Annotated in this window: 23 protein-coding genes and 2 tRNA genes; 16 read left to right on the forward strand and 9 right to left on the reverse strand. The window is 50.7% G+C overall.

What is annotated here, in order from left to right:
- Window positions 1-33: 33 nt before the first annotated feature.
- The 3 genes from ACTRW9_RS03050 to ACTRW9_RS03060 all read left to right on the forward strand — a co-directional run bounded on the left by ACTRW9_RS03050 (window position 34) and on the right by ACTRW9_RS03060 (window position 1,693).
- Window positions 34-999 (forward strand): YbgA family protein, encoded by a 966-nt coding sequence (locus ACTRW9_RS03050; protein ID WP_442428244.1) that lies wholly within the window; start codon window positions 34-36, stop codon window positions 997-999.
- Window positions 1,000-1,069: 70 nt separating this feature from the next.
- The gene (locus tag ACTRW9_RS03055) at window positions 1,070-1,558 is read left to right on the forward strand and encodes a hypothetical protein (protein WP_442428245.1); all 489 of its coding nucleotides are present in this window, start codon (window positions 1,070-1,072) and stop codon (window positions 1,556-1,558) included.
- Window positions 1,559-1,620: 62 nt separating this feature from the next.
- Window positions 1,621-1,693 (forward strand) — tRNA-Ala (locus ACTRW9_RS03060).
- 73 nt (window positions 1,694-1,766) lie between these two features.
- Here the strand turns inward: ACTRW9_RS03060 and ACTRW9_RS03065 are convergent.
- The 4 genes from ACTRW9_RS03065 to ACTRW9_RS03080 all read right to left on the reverse strand — a co-directional run bounded on the left by ACTRW9_RS03065 (window position 1,767) and on the right by ACTRW9_RS03080 (window position 4,968).
- The gene (locus ACTRW9_RS03065; RefSeq protein ID WP_442428246.1) at window positions 1,767-2,798 is read right to left on the reverse strand and encodes a tyrosine-type recombinase/integrase; all 1,032 of its coding nucleotides are present in this window, start codon (window positions 2,796-2,798) and stop codon (window positions 1,767-1,769) included.
- Between the two features lies 1 nt (window position 2,799).
- Window positions 2,800-3,081, reverse strand: coding sequence for a helix-turn-helix domain-containing protein (locus tag ACTRW9_RS03070; protein ID WP_442428247.1), 282 nt, complete (start codon window positions 3,079-3,081; stop codon window positions 2,800-2,802).
- 7 nt (window positions 3,082-3,088) lie between these two features.
- Window positions 3,089-3,979, reverse strand: a complete 891-nt coding sequence (locus ACTRW9_RS03075) for a hypothetical protein (RefSeq protein ID WP_442428248.1) — start codon at window positions 3,977-3,979, stop codon at window positions 3,089-3,091.
- A 170-nt stretch (window positions 3,980-4,149) separates the two neighbouring features.
- Complete coding sequence (locus ACTRW9_RS03080) at window positions 4,150-4,968, reverse strand: hypothetical protein (protein WP_442428249.1); 819 nt, start codon at window positions 4,966-4,968, stop codon at window positions 4,150-4,152.
- A gap of 399 nt (window positions 4,969-5,367) precedes the next feature.
- Here ACTRW9_RS03080 and hsdR point away from each other — a divergent pair, with 399 nt between their 5' ends.
- The 7 genes from hsdR to ACTRW9_RS03115 all read left to right on the forward strand — a co-directional run bounded on the left by hsdR (window position 5,368) and on the right by ACTRW9_RS03115 (window position 15,140).
- Window positions 5,368-7,713, forward strand: coding sequence for an EcoAI/FtnUII family type I restriction enzme subunit R (gene hsdR / locus ACTRW9_RS03085; RefSeq protein WP_442428250.1), 2,346 nt, complete (start codon window positions 5,368-5,370; stop codon window positions 7,711-7,713).
- Window positions 7,710-9,182 (forward strand): N-6 DNA methylase, encoded by a 1,473-nt coding sequence (locus tag ACTRW9_RS03090; RefSeq protein WP_442428251.1) that lies wholly within the window; start codon window positions 7,710-7,712, stop codon window positions 9,180-9,182. The genes hsdR and ACTRW9_RS03090 overlap by 4 nt, the downstream gene beginning before the upstream one ends.
- Complete coding sequence (locus ACTRW9_RS03095; RefSeq protein WP_442428252.1) at window positions 9,182-10,945, forward strand: restriction endonuclease subunit S; 1,764 nt, start codon at window positions 9,182-9,184, stop codon at window positions 10,943-10,945. The genes ACTRW9_RS03090 and ACTRW9_RS03095 overlap by 1 nt, the downstream gene beginning before the upstream one ends.
- 14 nt (window positions 10,946-10,959) lie before the next feature.
- Entirely contained in the window at window positions 10,960-12,123 is a 1,164-nt protein-coding gene (locus tag ACTRW9_RS03100) for an SIR2 family protein (RefSeq protein WP_442428253.1), read from the forward strand.
- Window positions 12,124-12,316: 193 nt separating this feature from the next.
- Window positions 12,317-12,375: transfer RNA gene (locus ACTRW9_RS03105), tRNA-OTHER, on the forward strand.
- A 96-nt stretch (window positions 12,376-12,471) separates the two neighbouring features.
- Window positions 12,472-13,485 carry a methyltransferase gene (locus ACTRW9_RS03110; RefSeq protein WP_442428254.1) on the forward strand — a complete coding sequence of 338 codons (1,014 nt, stop codon included), beginning with the start codon at window positions 12,472-12,474 and terminating at the stop codon, window positions 13,483-13,485.
- Window positions 13,486-13,586: 101 nt separating this feature from the next.
- Window positions 13,587-15,140, forward strand: a complete 1,554-nt coding sequence (locus ACTRW9_RS03115; RefSeq protein ID WP_442428255.1) for a SulP family inorganic anion transporter — start codon at window positions 13,587-13,589, stop codon at window positions 15,138-15,140.
- A gap of 152 nt (window positions 15,141-15,292) precedes the next feature.
- Here ACTRW9_RS03115 and ACTRW9_RS03120 read toward each other — a convergent pair whose 3' ends face one another.
- Window positions 15,293-15,883, reverse strand: coding sequence for a cytochrome P460 family protein (locus ACTRW9_RS03120; protein ID WP_442428256.1), 591 nt, complete (start codon window positions 15,881-15,883; stop codon window positions 15,293-15,295).
- A 225-nt stretch (window positions 15,884-16,108) separates the two neighbouring features.
- Here ACTRW9_RS03120 and ACTRW9_RS03125 point away from each other — a divergent pair, with 225 nt between their 5' ends.
- Both ACTRW9_RS03125 and ACTRW9_RS03130 read left to right on the forward strand, forming a co-directional pair.
- On the forward strand, window positions 16,109-16,696 hold the full coding sequence (locus ACTRW9_RS03125; RefSeq protein ID WP_442428257.1) for a TetR/AcrR family transcriptional regulator: 588 nt from the start codon (window positions 16,109-16,111) through the stop codon (window positions 16,694-16,696).
- A gap of 97 nt (window positions 16,697-16,793) precedes the next feature.
- Window positions 16,794-17,864, forward strand: coding sequence for a methyltransferase domain-containing protein (locus ACTRW9_RS03130; RefSeq protein ID WP_442428258.1), 1,071 nt, complete (start codon window positions 16,794-16,796; stop codon window positions 17,862-17,864).
- Between the two features lie 98 nt (window positions 17,865-17,962).
- On the opposite strand, the gene ACTRW9_RS03135 is transcribed toward ACTRW9_RS03130, so the two are convergent.
- Both ACTRW9_RS03135 and ACTRW9_RS03140 read right to left on the reverse strand, forming a co-directional pair.
- Window positions 17,963-18,388, reverse strand: a complete 426-nt coding sequence (locus tag ACTRW9_RS03135) for a thermonuclease family protein (protein ID WP_442428259.1) — start codon at window positions 18,386-18,388, stop codon at window positions 17,963-17,965.
- Between the two features lie 239 nt (window positions 18,389-18,627).
- Window positions 18,628-19,110, reverse strand: coding sequence for a cytochrome P460 family protein (locus ACTRW9_RS03140; protein WP_442428260.1), 483 nt, complete (start codon window positions 19,108-19,110; stop codon window positions 18,628-18,630).
- A gap of 129 nt (window positions 19,111-19,239) precedes the next feature.
- On the opposite strand from ACTRW9_RS03140, the gene ACTRW9_RS03145 reads away from it, so the two are divergent.
- The 4 genes from ACTRW9_RS03145 to ACTRW9_RS03160 all read left to right on the forward strand — a co-directional run bounded on the left by ACTRW9_RS03145 (window position 19,240) and on the right by ACTRW9_RS03160 (window position 21,343).
- Window positions 19,240-19,830: a MarR family winged helix-turn-helix transcriptional regulator gene (locus ACTRW9_RS03145; RefSeq protein WP_442428261.1), complete on the forward strand. Its 591-nt coding sequence runs from the start codon at window positions 19,240-19,242 to the stop codon at window positions 19,828-19,830.
- Between the two features lie 54 nt (window positions 19,831-19,884).
- Window positions 19,885-20,289, forward strand: coding sequence for a hypothetical protein (locus tag ACTRW9_RS03150; RefSeq protein WP_442428262.1), 405 nt, complete (start codon window positions 19,885-19,887; stop codon window positions 20,287-20,289).
- A 225-nt stretch (window positions 20,290-20,514) separates the two neighbouring features.
- Window positions 20,515-20,685: a hypothetical protein gene (locus ACTRW9_RS03155; protein WP_442428263.1), complete on the forward strand. Its 171-nt coding sequence runs from the start codon at window positions 20,515-20,517 to the stop codon at window positions 20,683-20,685.
- Window positions 20,686-20,965: 280 nt separating this feature from the next.
- Window positions 20,966-21,343: a hypothetical protein gene (locus ACTRW9_RS03160; RefSeq protein WP_442428264.1), complete on the forward strand. Its 378-nt coding sequence runs from the start codon at window positions 20,966-20,968 to the stop codon at window positions 21,341-21,343.
- Window positions 21,344-21,430: 87 nt separating this feature from the next.
- Here the strand turns inward: ACTRW9_RS03160 and ACTRW9_RS03165 are convergent, their stop codons facing one another.
- Window positions 21,431-22,690, reverse strand: coding sequence for a hypothetical protein (locus ACTRW9_RS03165; protein ID WP_442428265.1), 1,260 nt, complete (start codon window positions 22,688-22,690; stop codon window positions 21,431-21,433).
- A gap of 54 nt (window positions 22,691-22,744) precedes the next feature.
- Complete coding sequence (locus ACTRW9_RS03170; RefSeq protein WP_442428266.1) at window positions 22,745-25,435, reverse strand: cation-translocating P-type ATPase; 2,691 nt, start codon at window positions 25,433-25,435, stop codon at window positions 22,745-22,747.
- Between the last annotated feature and the right edge of the window lie 166 nt (window positions 25,436-25,601).

Below are 25,601 nucleotides of genomic sequence, written 5' to 3' on the forward strand. Positions count from 1 at the left end.
TGAATAGATATTCATTCAAAGGAGCGTTTTGCCATGCCCGCATCTCCGGAAACCGAAAAAATCCGAATCGGGGTGAGCAGTTGCCTTTTGGGCGACCCCGTCCGCTGGAACGGCGATCACAAACGCGACCGTTACCTGACGGAGATACTGGCCGATTTTTTTGAATGGGTGCCGACCTGCCCGGAGGTGGACGCGGGCATGGGCACGCCGCGCGAAACCGTGCGCCTGCACGGCACCCCGGAGTCGCCGCGCATGGTGGGAACGAAGACGGGCACCGACTGGACCGCCGCCATGCGCCGCCTGTCGAAGATGCGGTCCCACGAACTGGCGAAGATGGACCTGTGCGGTTACATCTTCAAATCGAAATCACCCAGTTGCGGCCTGAGCCGCATCAAGGTGTACACCGACACGCCCACCGTCCACCACAACGGACGCGGCCTGTTCGCCGAAGCGTTCGTGAATACCTGTTCGCGCGTTCCGGTGGAAGAGGAAGGCCGCCTGCACGATCCTAAAATCCGCGAAAACTTCATCGTCCGCGTCTTCGCCTACCACCGCCTGCAAAATTTGCTGGGCGAACGCTTCTCCCGCGGCGCCCTGGTGAAATTTCATACCGAGCACAAGTTTCTTTTGCTGGCGCACAGCCGCAAACATTACAACGCATTGGGAAAGCTGGTGGCCGAGGCCAAACAGCATTCGCCTGCGGAGTTGAAATCCCAATACGCCGACACCTTCATGGACGCGCTGGCGGCAAAATCGACGATCAAAAAAAACGTGGATGTCCTGCAACACATGCTGGGGTTTTTCAAAAAGGCGTTGTCGAGTGAAGAAAAACAGGACATTTTGGAAACCATTGAGGATTACCGGCAGGGCCTCGTGCCGCTGGTGGTCCCGGTGACCCTGGTGCGTCATCATGTTCGCACGCACAAGGTAGAGTACCTGCAGAACCAGGTGTACCTGAACCCGCATCCGAAAGAACTGATGATCCGCAACCACATCTGACGCGCTGGCAGTATGAATTCAAACCGTTTTCCGCTTCACCGGAAATCCAATCCTTGAAGGAGTTTTTTTTATGGCTGCATTGTTCCGCACCGTTCTGGCTTTTGCCTCAGCATTCGCATTTTTTGTAGCGCCCGCTTTGGCTGAGGAGTCCATCGAGAAGGAAGGCGTCTTCATCCATACGCTGCAGGAATTTCCGGATTGCCTGGCGGATACGTTGAAGCTCAAGTACCACATCAAAGAAGAAAACGGACAGCCGCACGTTTCCGCCGCCTTTCAGTGGCAGGCCAACAAGGAAAGCGCCCCCGACTGCATGCCGAAAGACGCCAAAATCGCCCTGCAACTGCTCAGCAGGTCGAGGCACGTCAAGAACATCAACTTCCAGCCGGAGGTTTTGAAATCGGGTGAAGGTTACGGCAAACCGGACGTCAGCGTGCGCAAGTGGGACAAGTTTTTATGCGGATGGGGCCGGGAAGATGTGAACGACTGCTATTCCGAAGAGGAAGCCAAAAATTTCCTGAAATCGGGCTACAAGATCGTGGGTTTCTATGTCTGGCGGTGACGGGTTTTCGCTCCGCAGTCATTTTGAATTTTAATCGTTGCACCACCACGAAATTGGAATAGGGGGCTGTGGCGCAGTTGGGAGCGCGCTTGAATCGCACTCAAGAGGTCGGGGGTTCGAATCCCCCCAGCTCCACTTTGGTTTTAAAAGGGGTTACGGCAATTGCTGTAGCCCCTTTTTCGTGGACTGTAGCCAAATTGTAGCCAGTTCACCCGGTAGCCTTGGACTTGTAGCTGTTTAACACTGCAATGGCGTTGCGTTTGGTTTCCGGGCTTAGGTGTGCATACCGTTGCGTGGTGGAAATGTCTTCATGTCCTGCTAGGTCTGCTACGATATTCAGAGGCAAACCCGCTTGAACCAACCGGGAACAGAAATCATGACGCAGGTCATGAAACCGGAAATTCTCCACCTTGGCCCGTTTGCACAAACGCCGAAACGCCAATCCTACCCATTCCCGATGAATTGCCTTACCGTCCACTATAAAGACCCGGTCTGATTTTAGATCACGGGTTTTGTGGAACCGTTTGAGTTCCCTTAATGCGGCATCCGAAAGAGGTATCCAAACAGGCCTGCCGTTTTTGGTCTTCTCAATCTCAATGAAACGATCTTGAAGATCAACCTGGCTCCAAGTGAGATTGCAGATATTAGAAAGCCGCAACCCCGTTTCCCTGGCAACGATCACCACCGAACGGAGCCATTCGCGGCTCTCCAATGCCTCAAACAGCCGTTTTTCTTCATCGGGCTTGAGGTAGCGCACCCGCTTTTTCACCCCGCTGGGCAATTTGACCTTATCAAAAGGATTTTTGTTGATAAGGTCCCATTGCTTCAAAGCCAACACAAAGGCATGCCGGAGCAGATTCATTTCATGGTGAATCGTTACCTCTGACCTGCCCGCTTTTCTCCGTTGATCCATGTACCATTCAAGGTGATGGGGAGTCAGGTCAGCAATGAAGATTTCGCCAAGCTGTTCATTCAGACGTTTCCCCAGATACTCGTCGGTTTTTTGACTTTTCGGGGCTTTGTTGTGCCTGGCGTACCTCTCGGCATACATTTCCAGCAATTGGGCAACGGTGATGCTTTTCCCCATTGTGTTGTCAAAGAACATGCCTTCGTGAATTTGCGCACGAAGCTGGCCTTCAATGGCCTTGGCCCGTTTTTTGTCTGTTCCCAGACTCTTGCAAACAGGCTTTTGGCCGGGCCGCGAAATTTTGCACCAATAGACATTTCCTCGTTTATACATGCTAATCCTTCCTTCCTAAACGAGGCGTCTTTGGGCCACTATCAGGAAAATTATGACCGGAAGCGTAGAGGGTTCCAAGGATTTTTTTGGCTTCGTTGGAAGGATTAATAGGCCTTATTTTATTTGCCCTTATGAATTCATCAATTTCCGATTTATCGAACAAAAGCAGGCCGTTGACCTTGTAGGCGGGGATCTTGCCTTCACTTGCCCAAGAATAGATGGTTTTCGGCCTGGCCCTGAGATAGGCCGCCACCTCTTTAACTGTCATGTATTCCTTGGACATGGCCGGATCAATCCTCAAAAACCTTTTTCAATTCCTTAATCTCTTTCTTCAACTCTTTATCAATTTGGGAAAGGATGCTTTTCTTTTTGGGTTCTTTAAACCAGGGCAAAAGGGAATCTAAAAAGTTTTTGCGAATCAGCTTTTCCAAATCCTTATCTTTGAATTGCTCTAAAGATTTCCGATGTTCTCTCCTGATCTTGGACATTAAGATTTGGAATCCACCCATTCGATTAATCGGTTCTATTTCCTCGAAATTGTAGAATTTGAAACGGTCGAAATAAGAAGCCAATTCTTTTGGTTCATTCGCTAACTCTTGGAGAGTTCCTTTGTAATTCTTGATTTCAATTGAAAAGCGAGTAATGGATTTATTGGAATTGAGCATTGCCTTTTCTAACTCAGGAATTCGTTTTCCCTTTAATGCTTTTGTTTTAATTTGCTGAGCTTTGTTAAAAATTCGGATTTTGGGATTGGAGCCTATATAAATAGAATTGCCCTTATAAAAACTCACACTTTCCCGGCGGTATCCCATAACCCACAATCGGGCCAAAACGGTATCTAAGGGCAAGCCCTCAATGTCGGAATGAATCTCCATTCGTGAAATATGGAATTCCTGCAAATCAGGTTTTGCAAATCCCTTAATCAGGGGAAACAAATATTCTTTGAAAGAATAGAAACCCTCAAAGTTCTGAGCATTAAAGTTAATTTTTGTATGGGGGATAGCTAGATTTCCAAAGATTCCGAATTTATGAGGCTCCCAAAACACTTGAGCCCATTCCAGTTGGGCAAAATTCTTGTAAAACTTAATTCCCAGATTATCGGGTTTGACCCTGGCCTCGCTTCGGATGGTGAATAAATTAGGCTTCAAATCCGTGGTCAAGGTAATTTGTCCAATACCCATAGCTTCCCTCTGTACGACTTTGCCGGTAGATACTCTAGGCCGGCCGGAAATTGTTATTGGCCTTTCATTCCAATAAAAAAAAGCCACTGGAATAACCAGTGGCCCAATTATGGCTAATAGGTAATTTTTTTATTAGGACACAAAAAAGCGATTTTTTGTCCTAATAGGGATTAGGTGGACTTGCCCTTTTTCCCCCTTTTTCTCAACCCCAGCCTGTTCATTTCCCGGTGCAAAGACCCAGGATCATCACTCCCATAAATACCCAATTCCTTGACCAGATCGAATATTTCTTCATTGGTTAATTCCTTCAAGCCCATTTCCCAACCAAACACCAAAACCAGAGCCAATTTAACATTCTTCTTTTTAGGGCTGAAGGGTTTGGTTTTGACAGCTTTCGATAATTGGTCGAAATATTCCTGATCCCCGGACAATTGAGCCTTTTTGATTTCCTTCATGGACCAATTGGAACCAATTAGGGATTTATCCAATTGAATCACCTTTAAAATCGATTCCCTATCTCCTTTTTTGGCCTTTATAAATAGCTCTAATGGGTTTTCACCAAAAATGGCGGCGCAGAGGGAGAAATTTAAAGCCGCATAAGTGGAAAGAATAAATTCCACTTGGCTTTTGGTTAAACGATCCTCTCCTTTTTTAACTGTATGCTTATCTTGATTTCCTAATTCCTTTAGGGTCCCAATAACAGAGCTTTTATTTATAAATTCTTCATGGTCCGCGAAATTTAAATTGAATTCGTCTTCTGGAATCTTTAAGCCAAATAATGGGGAGTTTTTAAAATTTCCAAGGATTGGATAGTATTTACTCCAATTGGGGAATTTGTGTTTTTCAAAGTCTTTAAATAATTCAGAATTGAAATCGAAGGAAAGATTGTTATTTAAATCGAATAAATCAATTATTTTTAGAAATTGAGAGAAGAAAGAAATTAATTCGGTTTTTAAATTAATTTTTGAAATTTCATTCAATTTACTCATGAAATAAGCTTTGGAATAATTTGATTATTGGGCTTTATTTGAGCTAGCAACGCTTACTGCTTTTAGGGTATTGGGAATCGGAATTTTCCAAATTTGAAGAATGGTAAATGAAATCAAAATATTATATTCGGACTCAAAATTAAGATTTAGAACACATGATTTCAGGTGTTTTTGGAACACGGAAAATACTGTAATATATCAATCCCATAAGTTTGATGATGCTAATCATAGGGGGAATGGTTAGGTATCTTTTCAAAGACGGCCCACTCTAAAATTAATTTTTTCTAATACCGGGAAACCAAGTTAACAAGGGGATATTTTTACACCAATTACCAAACTCTTGACTGCTCCCAAGAATAACGAATCCGCTAAAGCATAATGATCTTTGTTCTGTAAACTATGGATCCCAAAGAAAAAAAAGACCTTAGCGAAATAGATATTTGTGATCTTTTTATTACACCTGCCATAAAAAATGCGGGATGGAATCAGTTAAAGCAAATCAGACGTGAGGTAACCCTCACCCCAGGCCCCGTTATTGTCAGGGGCAATATGTCGGCTCGTAACAAAAAAAAGAAAAAGATAGCCGATTATATACTTTCCAAGGAACCAGGTATCCCCATAGCCGTTGTTGAAGCCAAGGATAATAATCATACCGTTAGTCATGGTATGCAACAGGCCCTTGGTTACGCATCCATTTTGGACCTACCAAGTGCATTCAGTTCTAATGGAGATGCCTTTGCTTCACACAACAAGATTCCGCAAAAGGGAGAGGATATTGAAACAGAACTCCCCCTAGATGAATTCCCCTCTCCTGAAATACTTTGGCAGAGATACAAATCTTACAGAAATATTGAAGATGAGGACGAAAGCCTTACCCTCCAACCATATCATTTGGATTCAGCAGATAAAGAACCCCGCTACTACCAAACGGATGCAATTAACAGAACTATAGAAGCTATCGCAAGGGGTGTAAATCGCGCCTTATTAGTGATGGCCACGGGCACAGGAAAAACATACACAACATTTCAAATTATATGGAGGCTGTGGAAGGCAAGAAAGGTTAAGCGGGTACTATTTTTAGCGGATCGGAATGTGTTAGTCGATCAAACACTTGTCAATGATTTCAAACCTTTTGGCTCGGTCATGGCCAAAATTAAAAATAGAAAAATTGACCCTTCCTACGAAATTCATCTTGGTTTGTATCAAGCCCTTACTGGACCCGATGAAGAAGATAAAATTTTCAAAAATGTGTCCCCAGATTTTTTCGATTTGATCGTTATTGATGAATGTCATAGAGGTAGCGCGGCGGATGATTCAATTTGGCGTGAGATTATTGATTATTTTCCAAATGCTATTCATCTTGGCCTAACTGCAACCCCAAAAGAAACCAAATACGTTTCCAATACTACCTATTTTGGCGATCCCGTTTATACCTACAGCCTAAAGCAAGGCATCGAAGATGGTTTCCTGGCCCCTTATAAAGTTATTCGCATAGATATTGATAGAGATATCCAAGGCTGGACGCCCCCTCCCGGAATGAGAGATGACCTTGGAGAGGAAATTGAAGACCGCACTTATAACCAGTCGGACATGGACAGAATATTAGTCCTTAATCAAAGGACTAAATTAGTTGCAAAACGTGTAATGCAACTATTAATAGCCACGGATCCCTTTGCCAAGACCATCGTATTTTGTGAAGACATCGACCATGCTGAGCGTATGAGGAAAGCCCTTGTGAATGCCGCAGGGCAACTTGCACTTGATTATCCTAAATATGTGATGCGTATTACTGGTGACAGTTCAGAGGGGAAAGCCGAACTGGATAACTTTATTGACCCGGAAGTTAAATTTCCAGTTATCGCCACGACCTCAGAATTACTGACAACCGGAGTTGATGTTAGAACTTGCAAGCTCATTGTCCTTGATAAAACCATCAACTCATTGACAACTTTCAAACAGATCATAGGTCGCGGAACACGAATTAACGAAGAACAAAATAAATTTTTCTTTACCATTATGGATTTCAAAAAAGCCACGGAAGCATTTCATGATCCTAATTTTGACGGCGACCCTGTGGTGATATATGAACCGAATGAGTACGATGATCCTGTTCCACCAGACCCAGAGAATGGAGACGATAACGGGGATGTTGACGACGACGGAGAAGGGGTTAAGAAAATCATTGTAAGCGGTGTACCCGCAAAAATTATTGCTGAAAGGATTGAGTATATTGGACCTGATGGGGGCTTAATTACAGAATCTTATAAAGATTTCAGTCGCAAGAGAATTCAATCCGAATTTGAGACGCTAGACAAATTCATTAAGCATTGGAATAGCTTTAAGAAAAAACAGGCCATCATAGACGAATTAGAGGAACACGGAATAGTTTTGGATAACCTCGCCGCCGAAGTGGGGAAAGACTATGGAGATTTTGATCTAATTTGCCATATTGCCTACGACCAGCCTCCTCTCACTAGGAAAGAGCGGGCTGAGAATGTAAAGAAGCGAAATTATTTCACTAAATATGGAGATAAGGCAAGAGTGGTTTTAAATGCTCTATTAGACAAATACGCAGAAGAGGGCATCAGCACGATAGAAAGCGCCAGGGTTCTAAGATTAAAACCGTTCAATGAAATAGGGACTCCTGTAGAAATCATCAATGATGCTTTTGGTGGCAAGGAGAAATATGAGGCGGCACTCGAAGAGCTTGAAGAACAATTATACAATCAGGGTAAAGCACAATGAGCAACCTTTCCGGAATTATTAAATCAATCCAAAACATCATGCGCAAGGATGTTGGCGTGGATGGGGATGCCCAACGCATCAGCCAATTGGTTTGGATGTTTTTTCTCAAAATATTTGACGATCGAGAAGAAGAGCTTGAACTAATTTACGATGACTACGAGTCTCCTCTACCCCAACATTTGCGGTGGCGATCCTGGGCAAAAGACCCTGAGGGTATTACAGGAGATGAGTTGTCGGATTTCATAAACTTACAATTGTTTCCTACATTAAAGGAGAAACTTCAAGTTCTAGGACCATCCGGCAAGCGTGCTCAAGTGGTCCGAAACGTATTTGAAGATGCTTACAATTATATGAAGTCGGGCACTTTAATGCGCCAGGTGATCAACAAAATCTCCGAAATTAATTTTAACAATACAGAGGACCGCCATACCTTTGGCGGTATTTATGAACAAATCCTTAAGGACCTCCAAAGCGCAGGAAATGCGGGAGAATTCTATACTCCACGAGCAATAACCCAGTTTGCTGTGAACAGAATAGCCCCAAGCCTTGAGGAAACAGTTTTGGATCCCGCATGTGGGACAGGGGGATTTTTAACTTGCACCATCGACCACAAGCGCAATTTTGTCCAATCCCAAAAAGATTTTGAGACCCTGCAAAAAACAATTCGCGGGGTTGAAAAAAAAGCATTACCCCACATGCTATGTGTTACCAACATGATTTTGCATGGCATCGACACGCCGACCAATATAGAGCATGACAATACTTTAGGCCGTCCTTATAAAGATTATGGGGAAAAGGACCGCGTAAATGTGATAGTTACCAATCCACCTTTTGGGGGGATGGAAGAAGACGGCATAGAAAATAATTTCCCAAGTAATTTACGCACAAGGGAAACGGCGGATCTTTTTGTTGCCTTAATAATAAAATTACTCAAGCATGAAGGCCGTGCGGCGGTCGTTTTACCGGATGGTTTTCTCTTTGGAGAGGGAGTCAAAACTCGTTTAAAGCAATCCCTTTTGGAAGAATGCAATCTGCACACCCTTGTGCGATTACCCAAGGGAGTCTTCAACCCATATACAAGCATCAAAACCAATATCCTTTTTTTTACCAAAGGTATCACTACCGAACATGTTTGGTTTTATGAACACCCCTACCCGGAAGGCGTCACCAGCTACAATAAAACCAAACCCATGCGTTTTGAGGAGTTTAAAACGGAAATCGAATGGTGGGGTGAAGAGGGAGACGGGTTTTCTAAAAGAAAAGAAACAGAACAGGCTTGGAAAGTCACCTTAGAAGAAATCATAGAAAAAAACTACAATTTAGATATTAAAAACCCCCATAAAGGAGAAGAAACCAGCCACGACCCAGAAGAATTGTTGTTAGCTTACCAAACCCAACAAAAAAACATTCAGGATTTACGCGATCAATTGAAAAGCATATTGAACAAGGCAATTGAAGGGGATGGTTAATGCCTGATGCTAAAAACCTAATCACAGATTTTTTAGATGTCTGGACGTCCGCCATCCAAGTAAAGTCATCGGCGGGAAGAAACAATAATCAAAGTTTTAGTCTTTACGGCATCCAAAAGCTTCGCGAATTGATTTTGGAATTAGCTGTTCGTGGAAAGCTCGTCCCTCAGGATCCCCAAGATGAACCCGCTTCTGTTCTATTGGAAAAGGTATTTGCCGAAAAATTAGAATTGGTTAAAAATGACGCTATTAGAAAAAACAAGAATTTTCCAGAAATTAAGGAGGAGGAAAAACTATTTTTGATCCCGAATGGATGGGAATGGGCACGAATAAATGATATTGGTCGTGACTGGGGGCAAAAAATTCCAGACGAAGAATTTACTTATATCGATGTCTCTGCGATCGATAATACTTTTGGAAGTATAGTATCACCAGATGTTTTAAGTCCCTCAGAAGCCCCATCTAGGGCTAGAAAAATCGTAAAACAGGGAACGGTTATCTATTCAACTGTACGCCCGTATCTCAAAAATATTGCTTTAATTGAACAAGAATACTCACCTCAACCTATTGCAAGCACTGCTTTCGCAGTAGTTCATCCTTTGCAGGGTATGTCAGCGAGGTTTTTTGTTTACTACTTTAGAAGTCCTGAGTTCGTAAAGTACGTTGAATCCGTTCAAACGGGTATCGCTTATCCGGCAATCAACGACAAGCAATTTTTTGGTGGCGTTATTCCTATTCCGCCAATTGCAGAACAACATCGCATTGTAGCCAAAGTCGATGAGCTTATGACTTTGTGTCATCAATTGGAGAAACAAACCGAAGACAGCATAACCGCCCATCATACTTTGGTAGCTACCCTCCTAGGAACATTAACTCAAAGTCAGAGCCCAGAGGAATTTTCCGAAAACTGGACCAGAATTTCTGAGCATTTTGATAGCATTTTTTCAACCGAGCATAGCATCGACCAACTGAAGCAAACCATCCTGCAACTCGCCGTCATGGGCAAGCTCGTCCCACAAGACCCCAAAGACGAGCCAGCGCCTGAACTCCTCAAAAGGCTCTTTAAAGATAGGAATGAATGGCTTTATAGAAATTCAGAAAACAACCCTGAATGCCTAACAATGATTAAAAAGCTAAAAAAGCTAAAGGAAGCCGCCCCCCCGTTTCCTCTGCCATCATCATGGGCATGTGCCCATCTAATTCAGGTTTCGAGAATGTTGGTAGATTGTCACAATAAAACGGCACCTTATGTGGATAAAGGGATTCCTATCATTAGGACATCAAATATTCGAGAAAAACAATTTAGGCTTTCGGATTTGAAATACATTAGTGAGGAAACATACAACTTTTGGTCTAGGCGTTGCCCTCCTGCTCCAAACGATATTATTTTTACTCGCGAGGCTCCAATGGGCGAAGCTGCCATTATTCCCGGTGGCTCCAAGTGGTGTTTAGGCCAAAGAACGATGCTAATTAGGCCAATGCACGAATATATTTCAAGTAAATTTTTACTTTTGGCATTAACCGAGCCTCATTTATTAGAGCGAGCCTCTGAACATGCCATTGGTTCTACAGTTAAACACTTACGAGTTGGTGATGTAGAAAGATTAAATATTCCCATACCCCCTTTGGCCGAACAACACCGAATTGTTTCGAAAGTGGATAAGCTTATGACTTTGTGTAATCAATTGAAATCCGGCTTCAATGATGCTCAGACAACTCAAGCTCACCTGGCCGATTCTATTATTGAACAAACCATAGCGTAATAGGAGCTTATTGCGTGAGCACAAATTCTAAAAACTGGTGCGATGAGGATGAACACCTGCGCTATGAATACTTTATGGATTTCAATGAGTGGTTTGATAGTGAAGATGGAGCTTATTTGCGAAAGGAATATAGGGTCAATGACATATCACAACCCAGCAAGGCCTTTTATGCTGGAGACAGAGAAGGTTATGAACAGGCATTTATAGAATATCGCGAAATTCGTCGTCACCAAGCCTTAGGAGATAATTCTTTTCGAGAATTATTTGATGATGATCATTGGTTTGAAAGAAACCTTAAACGGTTTGATCAACTGGTTGACCAATTAGAAAATAGGGATGTTGTGCCTTTTATTGGTGCGGGAATTTCTGCAAGCGGAGGGTTCCCAACCTGGAAAAAGCACCTTCGCCAACAGGGAAGAACGGCAGGATTGGAAAATGATCACCTGGAAAAGCTATTATCCAACGGCCATTTCGAAGCTGTTTTGGAGGAAATTGAATATAAACGTGGGCGCGAAGTCTTTATACAGGAAATTCGAGATGCATTTTCCCGTACAGGTCAAATCACCGAAACGATTTTATTAATTTCTGAATTATTTACAGATACTATAATTTCCACAAATTATGATCGTTTAATTGAGAAACCTTTTGATACGGGTGCGGGAAATACCTTTCAGATCATTACGGGCAATAATGCCTTGGATAAACCCGACTCAGATCGAGTGACAATTATTAAATTACATGGCGATATCAAAGAACCCTCTGGATGTATTCTTAGCAAGAGTCAATATGATCAAGCGTATGGAAACAATGAAATAGACATGAACTTGCCAATTCCAAAACTATTGGAATACTACTATAAAAATAGTAGCTTGCTATTTTTGGGGTGTAGCCTAAATGAAGATAGAACGGTAAAAGTTTTTAAAAAAATTAAGGAAATAATTGGAGATTTCAACGCTCCGCAACACTTTATTATCGATCAAGTGCCACAATCTGAACCTGAGTTGCGAGACCGAAATGAGTATTTAGCTAGGCTCGGAATTACTGGTATCTGGTTTGAAAAAGGACAATTTGATTACATCGAAGATATTTTGAGACTTGCTAGAAACGAATTGCGATATAGGGGAATTCTGCCTGGTAAGAACAAACCTGAATTAATTTCAACAGCCCCTTCCTCATAACCTTTCAGGCCCTTCAATAAGTTAAAACTGTAGCCAAATTGTAGCCGATAAGATAAAAAGTTTGAGGAAAACGCCGGAAAATTGGGGAATGGCGGAATCTTATTTATCAAGGTTGATAGTGGGCCAAAAGACGCCAAATCGTTTGTTTAGCGTGGTTTATAAAGCGATTATAAATGGGCTTGCTACTTTGGTAGGATGTAGCGGGCCCAAATCGCACTCAAGAGGTCGGGGGTTCGAATCCCCCCAGCTCCACTTTTCTTTAAAGGCCTGCAAGCGGACCTTGTTCCTTTCCAAAACCAGGGAGGCCTGCCGCACTGGCAGGCCGCATAAAAAAGGGGGATACCTTCCATGACCGATCCGGTTCGGCCTGACAAAATCATGCAGATGGGACTTGGCTTCTGGGGCTCGAAAGTTTTGCTGAGCGCGGTGGAGCTGGGCGTCTTCACGCTTCTTGGAAAAGATTCTTATCCACTCGAAACCCTGAGCGAAAAAACCGGTCTCCACTCCCGCTCCGCCCACGATTTTTTCGATACGCTGGTGGCGTTGGGCCTGCTCCACAAAGCCGACGGCTTTTATTCCAACACGGCGGAGACGGTGCAGTATCTGGACCGATCCAGTCCGTATTACATCGGCGGGTTCCTGGAGATGGCCAACAGCCGCCTGTACCGGTTCTGGGGCGACCTGACCTTGGGACTGAAAACCGGCCTGCCGCAGAACGAAATCAAACACGGGGAACCCGGCCTGTTTGAAGCGGTTTACGGCGATCCCGCCAAGCTGAAAGAATTCCTCCGCGCCATGACGGGGCTCAGCATGGGCGCGAATGTCAACGTCGCCGCCAAATTCCCCTTTGAAAAGTACAAGACCTTCATCGATGTGGGCGGTGCGCAGGGCGGCCTGCCGGTGCAGGTGGCGTTGAAACATCCGCACATCACCGGAGGCAATTTCGATCTCCCCGTCGTGCAACCGGTTTTCGACGAGTACGTGGCGTCCTTTCAGTTATCCGACCGTCTGCATTTTTTTCCCGGCAACTTTTTTGAAGACGACCTGCCGACGGCCGACGTCCTTTCCATGGGACATATCCTGCACGACTGGGATTTGAACGAAAAACACACGCTGATCCGCAAAGCGTACGATGCGTTGCCTGAGGGTGGCGCGTTGATCGTTGTCGAATCGATCATCGATGACGAACGGCGGGAGAATGCGTTCGGCCTGCTGATGAGCCTCAACATGCTGATCGAAACCCCGGGCGGGTTCGATTTCACAGGAGCGGATTGCTGTGGGTGGATGGAGCAGGCGGGATTTCAAAAAACCGAGGTGGTGCACCTCGCCGGGCCCGATTCCATGGTCATCGGGTTCAAATAGTTTAAAAATTTCGACATTCCTCGCGCTCCGGTTTGAGTCAAGCCATTCTGTTTTTGCTTCAGGTCGTTTTGTCACCTTTTTCATTATTAACGTGAGGGATCATGGCTGAATCGAAACCCCAAATCAGTTCGGGGGTATTCGACCATCTCAAGCACGACCTGCCGGCGAGCATCGTGGTGTTTTTCGTCGCCGTGCCTTTGTGCCTGGGGGTGGCCCTCGCATCGGGCGCGCCGTTGTACTCCGGCATCATCGCAGCCATCGTCGGCGGCATGGTGGTGCCGCTGTTCAGCGGATCGGCCCTCGGGGTCAGCGGACCGGCGGCGGGCCTCACCGTCATCGTCTTCACCTCCATCGAAAAAGTCGGGTTCCCGGCGTTCCAGGTTGCGGTCGTTCTGGCCGGCCTGTTTCAGATCATCTTCTACCTGGCGCGCACCGGGTTCATCGCCTATTTCTTCCCCTCTTCCGTCATCAAGGGAATGCTTTCGGGCATCGGCATTCTCATTCTGGTGAAACAGGTTCCGCACGCCGTCGGCTACGAACTGGACAAGGCCATCGGCATTTTTCAGGACAAAGGGTACGTGACCTATGCCGCCTTTCGAAGCCTGTTCAACCATTTGTCGGCGGGAGTCATCATCATCTGGGCTGGATCAATAACCCTGCTGTTGCTTTGGGAGCGGCCTTTTTTCAAATCGCGCCCTGTCTTCCGCTGGGTGCAGGGTCCGCTGGTGGTAGTGATCCTCGGCGCTGTGGTCGCCCGGTGCTACGAGATGTTCTTTCCTTCGCTCGCGCTTCCTGCAAAATATTTTGTCAGCATTCCGGTTCACACCGAGCTGGCTCAATTTTTCGGCCAGTTTTCCTTTCCCGACTGGAGCCACCTGCACAACCCGGATGTTTACCAGATCGCTCTGACCCTGGGGCTGGTCGCCAGCATCGAGACCCTGCTCTGCCTGGACGCGACGGATAAACTGGATCCGTTCAAGCGGATCAGTCCCGCCAACCAGGAACTGAAAGCGCAGGGCATCGGCAATATGTGTTCGGGCTTGATCGGAGGACTGCCCATCACGCAGGTCATCGTGCGCAGTTCCGCCAACATTCAATCCGGCGGCCGGACGCGGCTTTCCGCATTTTTGCACGGGGTTTTCATCCTGCTGGCGGCGATGACCCTGCCCGCCTACCTGAACATGATTCCCTACGCCTGCCTCTCTGCCATCCTGATGGTGGTGGGATACAAACTGGCCAAGCCGATCCTCTTCAAAGAAATCATCAACCTCGGCTGGTACCAGTCGATTCCCTTCTTCGTCACCCTGCTCACCATTCTCATGAGCAATCTGCTCAACGGGATCATACTGGGGTTGACCGTCTCCATGATGTTTGTCCTCTGGGAGAATTACAAGTTTTCGCATTACTACCGCCAGGAAAAAGAAGACGGCCGCATCGTATTCAAGTTGTCCGCGAACGTTTCGTTTTTGAACAAGGCCAACATCCTGGAAGCGTTGAACGCCCTGCCGAAGGGCTCCCGCGTCCTCATTGACGCCAGCGAAACGGAGTACATCGATTACGATGTGATCGAAATCATTGAAAACTTCAAAGCCAACTCTCAGGGAAACGGGGTGGAGGTGGAAACCCTCGGCCTGACCCGCGACAAAACGTACTGATTCCGGCTTGCTTTCCATTCCACTGTTCCCGGTCAAACCTTTGCCAGGAGTGTGAAAAAAAAGACCGGGCATTGCTGCCCGATCCTTTTTCAGCATTCATTAAGGACGAACCATATCCTGGTCCCACTTCCCGCCTGGCTTGAACATCCCTTTTATTTTTTCTGAAACACGGGATAGCCGAAGGTGTAGATCCATTTGTCGGCGTCGGCGGCATGGGCAGGCGCCATATCCCGTGCCGGCAGGTGGCATCCCATGCAATCCTTTTTGTAGTCGGTGGACACGGTTTTCGCCGGGTTGTCGGCCATGAACAGGGACCATGCCCAGCCGTCGCCCCACAGTTTCGAATTCTGGAAGCGGCCTTCCGTATCCCGCACCAGCACGAACCAGCCCTTCAAATCCGTGGCGTGGCTCACCGCCGGTCCGGTGGTCATCTCCATCGTTTGGGTGCCCAGCAACTCCTTCACCAGAACCGCGCCGTCGGGAAACTTCCCATGCTCGCGGTAGTAAGCAAGGGTTTCCGGTTGCGTGTACACAACATGGTATTCCTTCGCGCCGGGCTCGCCTTCGGTATTGGCGTGGGACCAGGTGCCAAGCACCGGCCAGCTGGTGTAACCCTCCGGAACGCGCAGGTCACCGGTTTTCATATCGACATTCGGGGCAAAGGGCTTGCTGCCCGCACCCAGCAACACGCCCACCGCACCGAGGGCCAGCAGGAACAGGAACGCACGAATCACAACTTTCATTTTCATCATTGAACACTCACTATCAGGGTTTATCGAAACGGGTAAACACGGTGGCCTTCGGCTGCCGGGCCGGTTTCTGCCGTCCAGCCGTATCTGCCGCCACACCTGCGCTATGTAGGGACTGAAAGCGGTTCCTTACACGATTTGAAAAAATTTTCGACCCGCTGCCAGATTTTCATAAAATTCCTGTTGACTAAACCGACTGGTTGGTCTAATATTCATCTCATGGAATTCAGCAAGACCCAGGAAAAGCTGTTGCGCGCCGCGCTGCCCCTCATTCTGTCCCGGGGCTATCCGGCCACCACCGTCGATTCCATCTGCGAAAAGGCAAAGGTGAGCAAGGGCAGCTTCTACCATGCGTTTGGATCCAAGGAGGAAATGGGGCTTTCCCTTTTGAACTGGTACCACCAGGGTGGGGAACACAACATTTTCGAAGGTGCGTTCAACGACCTGGAAGATCCCGAGGACCGCATGTTCGGTTTCCTGGACCATGTGGAAAAACTGTCGAAGGAATTCTGGGGCAACGGCTGTCTGCTGGCCAGCCTGGGGCTGGAACTGGCCGACACCAGCCCGAAGATCCGCACGGAAGTGGCCCAGATTTTCAAAAAGCTCGGCCAGCGTCTGGAAACCATTTTTGAACCGGCCGCCAACGGGTCCTCCAAAAACGGGCATCCCTCGGCGAAACATCTGGCCGAACAGTTTCTGGTGATGCTGGAAGGTTCCATCGTGCTGGCCCGGGCGAACAAGAACTGGAGTGTGGTGAACCGGGGATTCCAGAATTTCCGCAGTCACCTGGAAAGCCTGGCAGGATAAAAAAAATTTTGGCAAAAATTAAACCGACTGGTTGGTTTAATGGGAGGAAAGGGTTCAATCCTAAAACAATGAACGTTCTCTTGGGGAGGAGACAAACATGACAACGCAACACGCAACGATAGACGAAAACAAACTTCATGAATTCATGGGAAAGATGGTGGAAGATCTCGGCGCCGCCGCGACCAGCGTGCTGGTGATCCTCGGACAGGAACTGGGACTCTACCGCGCGCTGGCCGGGCACGGTCCGTTGACCGCTTCTGAGCTGGCACAGAAAACCGGCGCCGCGACACGGTACGTGCAGGAATGGGCGGCCAACCAGGCGGCATCGGGTTACATCGAGTACGATGTGGACACCGAATGCTTTTACCAGACGCCGGAGCAGGCCGCGGTGTTCTCCGACGACGACAGTCCGTTTTTCATGGGCGGCGGATTCTACTCCATCGCCTCGCTGTTCTCCGACCAGCCGAAGCTGGTCGACATGTTCCGCACCGGCAAGGGGGTTTCGTGGGGTGACCACGACTCCTGCCTGTTCTGCGGCACCGCGAAGTTCTTCAAGCCGACGTACAAGGCCAACCTGCTGTCGTCCTGGATCCCGGCGCTCGACGGAGTGCAGGCCAAACTGGAACGGGGCGCGAAGGTGGCGGACGTCGGCTGCGGCTACGGTCATTCCACCCTGATGATGGCGGAAGCGTTTCCCCAAAGTCAATTCTTCGGGTTCGATTTCCACGCACCTTCGATCGAACACGCCCGGCACCTGGCAAAAGAAAAGGGACTCGGCAACGTGACCTTTGATGTCGCCAGGGCCAAGGACTTTCCAGGAGAAAATTACGACCTGATCACGTTCTTCGACTGCCTGCACGACATGGGCGACCCGCAGGGCGCGTGCCAGTACGTTCGCGGCAGGCTCGACAGGGACGGCACGTTGATGATTGTCGAGCCCATCGCGCAGGACACGCTCAAAGAAAACCTGAATCCGGTCGGACGCGTGTACTACGCGTTTTCCACCACGGTGTGCACGCCGTCGTCCCTGAGCCAGGAAGTGGGACTGGCCCTCGGCGCGCAGGCTGGGGAAAAACGCCTGCGCGAGGTGGTGACCGGCGGCGGGTTCTCCCGGTGCCGCCGCGCCACCGAAACGCCATTCAACATGATCCTCGAAGCGCGTCCCTGAAAACCGTTGGTCCCCGCAACAAAAAAGCCCGGCCTCGCCGCCGGGCTTTTTCCTTTTATCAATCGAAACGCACCGGGTCCTGCGCTCTTCGCGTTCCGTCAGATCATGTATTCCTGCGCGTAGCCCTGCTTCACCAGCGCTTCGTTGAGCGACTTGCCACCGACAAAAATCTCGCACAGCCAGCGGCCGTATTTTTCCCGCTTGTCGGAGTACACCTTCACCTCCACCCAGCTGCCCACCGGAATTTGTTTTTTCACAAAATCGGACGCCGCCTTGCCGCGTTTGTACTCCGCGCTGCTGCGCTTGACCCCATACACCTCCGGCGTGTCCACACCGAGCAGGCGGAAGCGCTCGCGGAACATCACCTTGAAACCGACATCCACATCCAGCTCAATCGTATCCCCATCGACCACGCGCTTCACCCGCGCCCAGTACTGGTACGGCTCCACCACACGGGGCTTGTTCTCCGCCGTGAGTTCCCGCTTCATCTTGTTCATGACCTGTTTCGGTTTGGTAGAAGGCATGTTTTGGCACCGCAATTTTTGTGTTTGAAATGAGAGACGCCCTTTTAAAGAACAGGGAGGCGCCGCCCGAAAGCGCATTTCCAGGAGATGAAGAATCCGCCCATGGTGGCAAAAGATATATGCTTAAACCGAAACTTGCAAACAGAAATATTAAGGTGTGCCCATTTTGCCTGTAAAAAACAAAAGGGTTCCGGTTTCGCGGAACCCCTTTGCCAAAGTTGCTTTGTTTAAGAACCCTCTTATTGGCGATAACGCGAAAATACGAAATCGTGACCTTCTTCCGCGGTGTGGCAGGCATAGCAACCGGTCCCGCCGTCGGTGACGATGCGTTTCGTCTGGCTGTCGCCGGCGAAGGCCTCGAAGCCCCAGCCGCCGGTTTTGCCGAACGCGGATCCGTCTTTCTGCATCACGCCGATCAGTTTGCGGCCTTCCTCCTGCAGGGTCTTGCCGGCTTCCCTGTAATTGAGGAGGTCGAACACCAGCACCGATCCATCCGCGAAGGCACCGGTTTCAAATCCTTTCACCGCTTTCGGGTTGGCATACACATGGTGAATACCCTGAAAGGGGTTTTCCAGCGGGTGACCGGGCTGGATCACCATCGACTTCACATGCGTCCAGTCACGGTACCCATCCGGGTAACCCACTTTGTCTCCGCCCGCCTGCATCGGCGAAGCCATAAACAGCATTGCGCCTGCGAGCAGGCCTGCAAACAACCGGTTCATCGTCTCGTCTCCTTAGTCAAATTTTGAATATTTTCTGAATTGCTTTTTTAGTATCGATTCGATACTATTAAGAAGATACCGGCGGCGATTTATTTTGTCAATTCATATTCCCTTGGCTACAATGCTTGAATGAGCGCGTCTCTATTACACGACTATATAGAACGGATTTCGCACCTCATCCGTTCCGAAACCCGCATCGCTGGAACCGACTTCGACCTGCAACCCATTCAGCTCGACGTTCTGCACTACCTCACGCGATCCAACCGGTATTCGAACACGCCGCAAAGCGTGACCGATTACTTCGGCCTGACCAAGGGCACGGTGTCGCAGACCATCAAGGCGCTGGAGAACAAGGGACTGCTTTTAAAAACGCCGGACAAGAAGGACGGCAGGAAGGTGCACCTCAGTGTCACCCGCACCGGCAGGAAACTGCTGGACAAGGCCATGCCCGCCAGGGTGGTGGCGGGCGCGTGGGGAGAACTTGCGGAGAACGACCGCGACCGGCTTCTAGCCGACCTCAGTCAACTGCTCTCAAAAATGCAGGACGCCAACGGCATGAACGCCTTCGGCGTGTGCCGCACCTGCCGTTTCAACACGCAGATCAGCGACACCAAATTCTTCTGCGAACTCACGCAGGAACCGCTTTCGGCCACCGACGTCACCCTGCTCTGCCGCGAGCACACCGTCCCCGCAGAGGAAGCCGAACCCGTCGAACGGTAAGTCCTCCCATCCCGGGCCGGACGGCGGACGGGAACCCACCAACTGCAAAGAATCATGAATTTGTACAAAGCGTGGAAACCGTTTAAAAACATCCCGGCGCCCCTGTACCTGGAGTCGATGCTGAAAGACGGCGACGGCCTGCGGCTGGTGCTTTTCGATGGATCTGTAGAAGGACGGCGGTTGCGCATCCACTTCCAAGAGGTGCTGGCGTTTCGCAATGCGAACGAGAAGTGCCTGCTGAAAACCTGGGAAGAGAACGAAAGCTGGGAGGGGCACTCCAGTCTGCTGACCGTCGAGGACTCGGAGTTTGTGGCGTGGTTACACGAGCAGAGCTTCGGCATGTTTGCGGATCGTGCCATCACCCATTACGCCATCTACACCCCCCACGACTGCCTTGACATCCTGACCGATAAGGAGCCGGAGGTGGAGTGGACAAATAAGATTTCAAAAAGCTCATGAAAAGGGGGAAAAATTTTTCCTTTGTGATCATGACACCCGAAGAAGCGGTAGAACATCTTTCAAATGAATTCGGTTGGCACTGATTGTCCTAATAATTTTTCATTTCTTCCCATTCAAAGCCCTTCCTTTCTTCCCAACATCAGGAAAACCACAGTGGTAAACTGAAATCAGCGGTCCTTTATCCAGCGCCCATTCCGGTGCGCCTTTCAAAAGAGGATTGGCATCATGGAAGACAAACTCTTATTGGTTTTGGTGGGGTCGATGGTATTGAACTTTTTCGTGCTGGGGATTTCCATCAACCGGCCGAACTCGTTCTGGCCGGTGTCCATGTCCGCGGTCTCCATCGCGCTCCAGGGCACGGCGCTCCGGCTGATCGCGTTGAATTCCATCTCCTGATCGGACGCCCGCACCGCCCACCCTTTCCGGTCTGGCCTCCCCGGCCTGCCGACGCCGATCCTGCGCCACCTCCCCCTTCCCAACCCGTTGAATTTGCTGATAACTTTCACCACCCCGTTTCCTTCCGCGCCGCCCCAATTTCGTTTGAAAGCCTGCCTTACGGGACCTATGTTTAAAGTATGAACGATTGGGTGTCGCCGGGCTTCGCGGAGTGATGGCATTCCGCCGGGGTCCCGCGCCGCTTTCGACTCCAAGACTTAACTACAGGTGAGATATCGCCATGAAAACCAAACGAGTGGGTTTTATATTGATGGCGGTCTGTCTGCTGTTGGGCTGGACCGTTGGCACCGCCAGCGCCGCCCCGCCCACCGGGGAGATGACGACCGAGGAATGGATCCTGACGCCGGGCACCGCCGCGAGTTGCCCGCATGACTTTATTCTGGAAAACGCGGACACGGAAGCCGTGGAACTGCAGCTCATGCTGGGCAACGAGACCTTCATGCAGGACCGCATCGAACCGAAAGATGCGAAGGCCTACGGCCTGCACCACCACCTTTCCGAAGCGATGACAGAGGGCAAGGAAGTGGACAAGGACGACTGGGCCACGGTGCTCCACACCGGTGAACAGGGATCGCTCAGGATGTACTGCATGCAGTGACGGGCAGTGCTCTGCATAAAAAAGCCCGGCCTCCGGTTATCCGGGGGCCGGGTTTTTATTTTGGCAAATAGAATAGTTCGGACCGCGTCATCCGCCGGCGGTGCCGTCCACGGTCTCCGGCACGGCCCACGAAAAGAACCGTCCGGTCATCACCGCATCGAACCAGTGCTGCCACGCTTCGCCGCTTTTCACCGGGGCGAGCGACAACGCCTCGTCGGTGAGGCGTTCCTTTTTATCCAGCGTCACGATCTCGATGTCGCCGCGAAAGCGTTGCAGGGTGGCGCGGGCGCGTTTGCCCTCCTCCAGCAGTTCGATGCGCACCGTTCCCTCGCCGTCTTCGCTGTCGAATACGTAGGCATTGGCGCGGCGGATGTCGCGCGCCCCGGCGGAGAACAACACGGGCCGGATGAACTGCGCCTGCTGGCCTTTCACCTGCGTGGTGTGCACCACCACCGCGTACATCGTTTCCTCTCCCTGCCACAACCACACCTGGGTGAGGGTGACGTGCGCCCGGCCACGTTCGGTCAGCTTGCTGTACGTTCCCAGGTACCGCAACGCGCCCGCCTGCGTTTCCGCGTGTTGAAGCGGCGGCGGTTCCTTGAGGAAAATCAGGTCCGGTGGCGCGCCGCCGGTGGTGCGTACGGGAGAAATTTGTACGAGCGTCATGCGGTCCGGCGCGACCGTCGATACTTCAAACAGGTACGCGGGCAGGATGTCGTGCGTGGTGGCGATGCGTCCATTCTGCACCGTGCCTTCACCGCCCAGGCATTCGGTATCGCCGCACGAGTAAAACGCCCACACTTCATTTTCTGTATTGATGACGAGACGGCTCGGCGGACTGCCTTCTTCGCGCCGCCAGTGCCCGGCAAGCAGGTTGTTCTCCGCTTCCAGTTGGCCGAAGGTGCGGCGCAGGGTTTGCGGATCGCGAAAGCGCGCTTCGAACAACAGCCGGTTGGCTTCGAAGAAGTTGGCGGTCAGGCGGTCCGATTCCTCATTCAGGCTCCATATTTCGTAACCCACGCCGGTGAGCGCCACCAGCGGAAGGATAAGCAACCCCAGGTGACCGCCCGCGAGGCCCGACCGCTTCCGCGCCAGCACCAGCGACGTGGCGCCGATGAGGTGACCCAGCAGCGCCACAAGGATGACGATGAAGATATCGACACGGATGGGGCCGACCACCGTCGGGCCCCACACGAAAGTCATGAACACTTCGTAACCGGTGAGCAGGACACCCAGCACCGCGGCGGTGATCAATCCCTTGCGCCCGCCCTTGGCTTTCCATGCGGGAACTGCGTAGAGCAGGAGGCTTGCGACCGCCGTCCAGTAAAACCATAAAAATGCATTCATGCTTTTATCACCCCGGGGTCCGCGTACTCAGGATCCCTGAAAACGATTCGTATATTATCGGGTTCCTTTGATGCGCGCCCGGATCCCTTTATAAATTTCCATGACCACCAGGATGGACATCGCAATGGCTAAAAGAAATATCCATTGATTCAAAAATACCGGCTTCACCCCCAGCACTTCCTGAATGCCGGGCGTGTACATGGTCAGGATATGGATGCCCTGCGCGCCCAGCGTGCCGAACAGAAGAATCGGGTTGTTCATCGGGTTGATGGAAAACGCGGACCGGATTTCCGATTTGCAGTTGGCCACCATGATGTTTTCAAAAAGCACCATGAGAAGCAACGTCAGATTGCGGTTGGATTCGATATCGACCCCGTTTTGGTGCATGTAATAAAAATGAAAGAACGCAAAGGTTCCCATCACCGCGGCGGAAAGGCCGACGCGCTCCAGCATCAACCGATCGAAAACGGGCTCGTCCGGTTTTCGGGGCGACCGGGACAACTCATCCCCTTCCCCCGGTTCGAACGCCAGCCCGACGTCCTGGATTCCGTTGGTCACCAGGTTGAGCCAGAGGATCTGCACCGGCGTGAGGGGCAGGGGCGTGTTGAACACCAGGCTGAGGGAGAACATCAGGATTTCCGCCGCGCCGGTGGCGACCAGCAGGTACACCACCTTGCGAACGTTGGCGTAGGCAATGCGCCCTTCTTCGATCCCGGCCACGATGGACGCGAACCGATCGTCGGTGAGGATCAAATCCGAAGTTTCCTTCGCCACGTCGGTGCCGGTTTTGCCCATGGCGATGCCCACATTCGCCGCCTTGAGAGCCGGGGCGTCGTTCGCACCATCCCCCGTGACGGCGACGAACCGCCCCAGGTCCAGCAGGTGCCGCACGATCTCCAGTTTCTGCTGGGGTTCGACGCGGGCGAAGACGCGGGCCCTGTTGATCAGCGCCGCTTTTTCTTCCGGGTCCTGGACTTCTTTCAGCTTCACACCCGAGACGACGTCTTCCATGGTGCCGGCCAACCCCAGTTCCCGGGCGATGGCCAGCGCCGTCTTGGGATGGTCGCCGGTGACCATGGCCACATCAATTCCCGCCTTCCGGCAGGCCGCAACCGCGTCCGCCGCTTCCGGCCGCAACGGGTCGATCATCCCCACCAGTCCCATGAAAGTGAGTCCCTGCATCCGGTCGACCAGAGGCGAGTCCGTATCCGGGCCCGATTTTCCCGCCAGAGCCAGCACCCGGTAACCGGCCTCCGCCAGGTGTTCGGCCTGCTCAATCACCGCCGGGGCATCGACCGGGCATTCCCCGCCCCGGGTGATCATGGTGGCACACATCGGCAGGATTTTTTCATAAGCTCCTTTCACGGAGATGCATCCCTCATCCGGACCCTTGTGCAGGGTGGCGGCATACTGGTTTTCGGGTTCGAAAGGAATTTCCCGGACCAGCTCGAACCGGTCCTGAAGGCTGTTGGGATTGATCCCGGATTTGTAGGCAAGAACCAGAAACGCCAGGTCGACGGCATCCCCATACCCTCCCCAGGCTCCATTTTTGTGAAGCAGTTCCGCGTCATTGCAAAGGGCTCCCGCCGTAACCAAAGGCGCAAGAAGTTTGGCCTGCAGGGCGGGATCCAGGCCCTCCGCCGACCCGACCGCCCCTTCCGGGGTCAGCCCGCTTCCCTCAACCGGGAAAGGCGACAGGCCGGGCAGGACGATCAGTTTGACGGTCATTTGATTGACCGTCAGCGTTCCGGTCTTGTCGGTCGCGACAAAATTGCACGATCCCAGCGATTCCACCGCCGGGAGTTTGCGGACGATGACGTTGCGTTTCGCCATGCGCCGGCTGGCGATGGCAAGCGCCACGGTCAGCGCGACAGGCAATCCTTCCGGAATGGCCGATACCGCAAGGGCCACGCTGAACATCAGAACATCAAACCAGCCCTGCCCCATCAAAAGCAGGTACGTGGCCATCATCAGGGTGATCAACAGCAGGGCCACCGCGATGTTTTTTGTGAACGCTTCCATGCGGATCAAAAGCGGCGGCTTGGCGGACACCCCCGTTGCCAGGGAACCCGCGATTTTGCCCAGCTCGGTCTTGTAACCCGTGGCAACCACCAGGCCCCGGCCACGCCCGCGGGTGACCATCGATCCCGTGAAGGCCATGTTCTTCCGGTCGGCGAGCGGCGTGTTGGCGGCAAGCACCGCACCCTGGTCTTTGCCGATGGGCAGCGACTCCCCCGTCAACAGGGATTCGTCGATTTCAAACGAATAGGTGTGGATCAGGCGCAGGTCGGCGGGAACCTTCCTGCCCGATTCGAGCAACACCACGTCCCCCGGCACCAGGTTCTCCGCATCCACTTCAAACACCTCGTTGTCCCGCTCCACCAGTGCCCTGGAAGCGCTCATTCTTTTTAAAGCCAGCGCACTTTTCTCCGCGCCGTATTCCTGTACCGTGCCGATGATGGCGTTGATCAAAAGCACAGCCCCTATGAAAAGGGCGTCCGTGTAAACTCCAAGTAAAATGGAAACCACTGCGGCCACGAGGAGGACATAAATCAGGGGATTGAGAAACTGGCGGAGAAAAATTTCGAGGGCGGTCGGAGGGGGTTTGGCAGGCAGGACATTGCGCCCGTATTGCTGCAGGCGGGACACGGCATCTTCGGAGGCAAGGCCCTTTGGAGAAGAACGGAATCGTTGATACGCACCGTCAACATCCAGCGCATGCGCGGGCTGGGCAGGTGTATCCACAAAAGCCTCCCAATCAAAATTTTAATTTCTCCGGCTTTGATTTGAAACGCCTGCCGGAGATCGGCTTGCAATCGGCCTCTGCTTCCATCCGCCTGCCGCAGAAGGTCCCTCACACAGCCTTGCCAACAGGAGATGCTTACAGATAACTGCATTTCCCGACGGGATT

The sequence above is a fragment of the Nitrospina sp. 32_T5 genome, from assembly GCF_052156635.1.
Classification (GTDB): Bacteria; Nitrospinota; Nitrospinia; order Nitrospinales; family Nitrospinaceae; genus Nitrospina.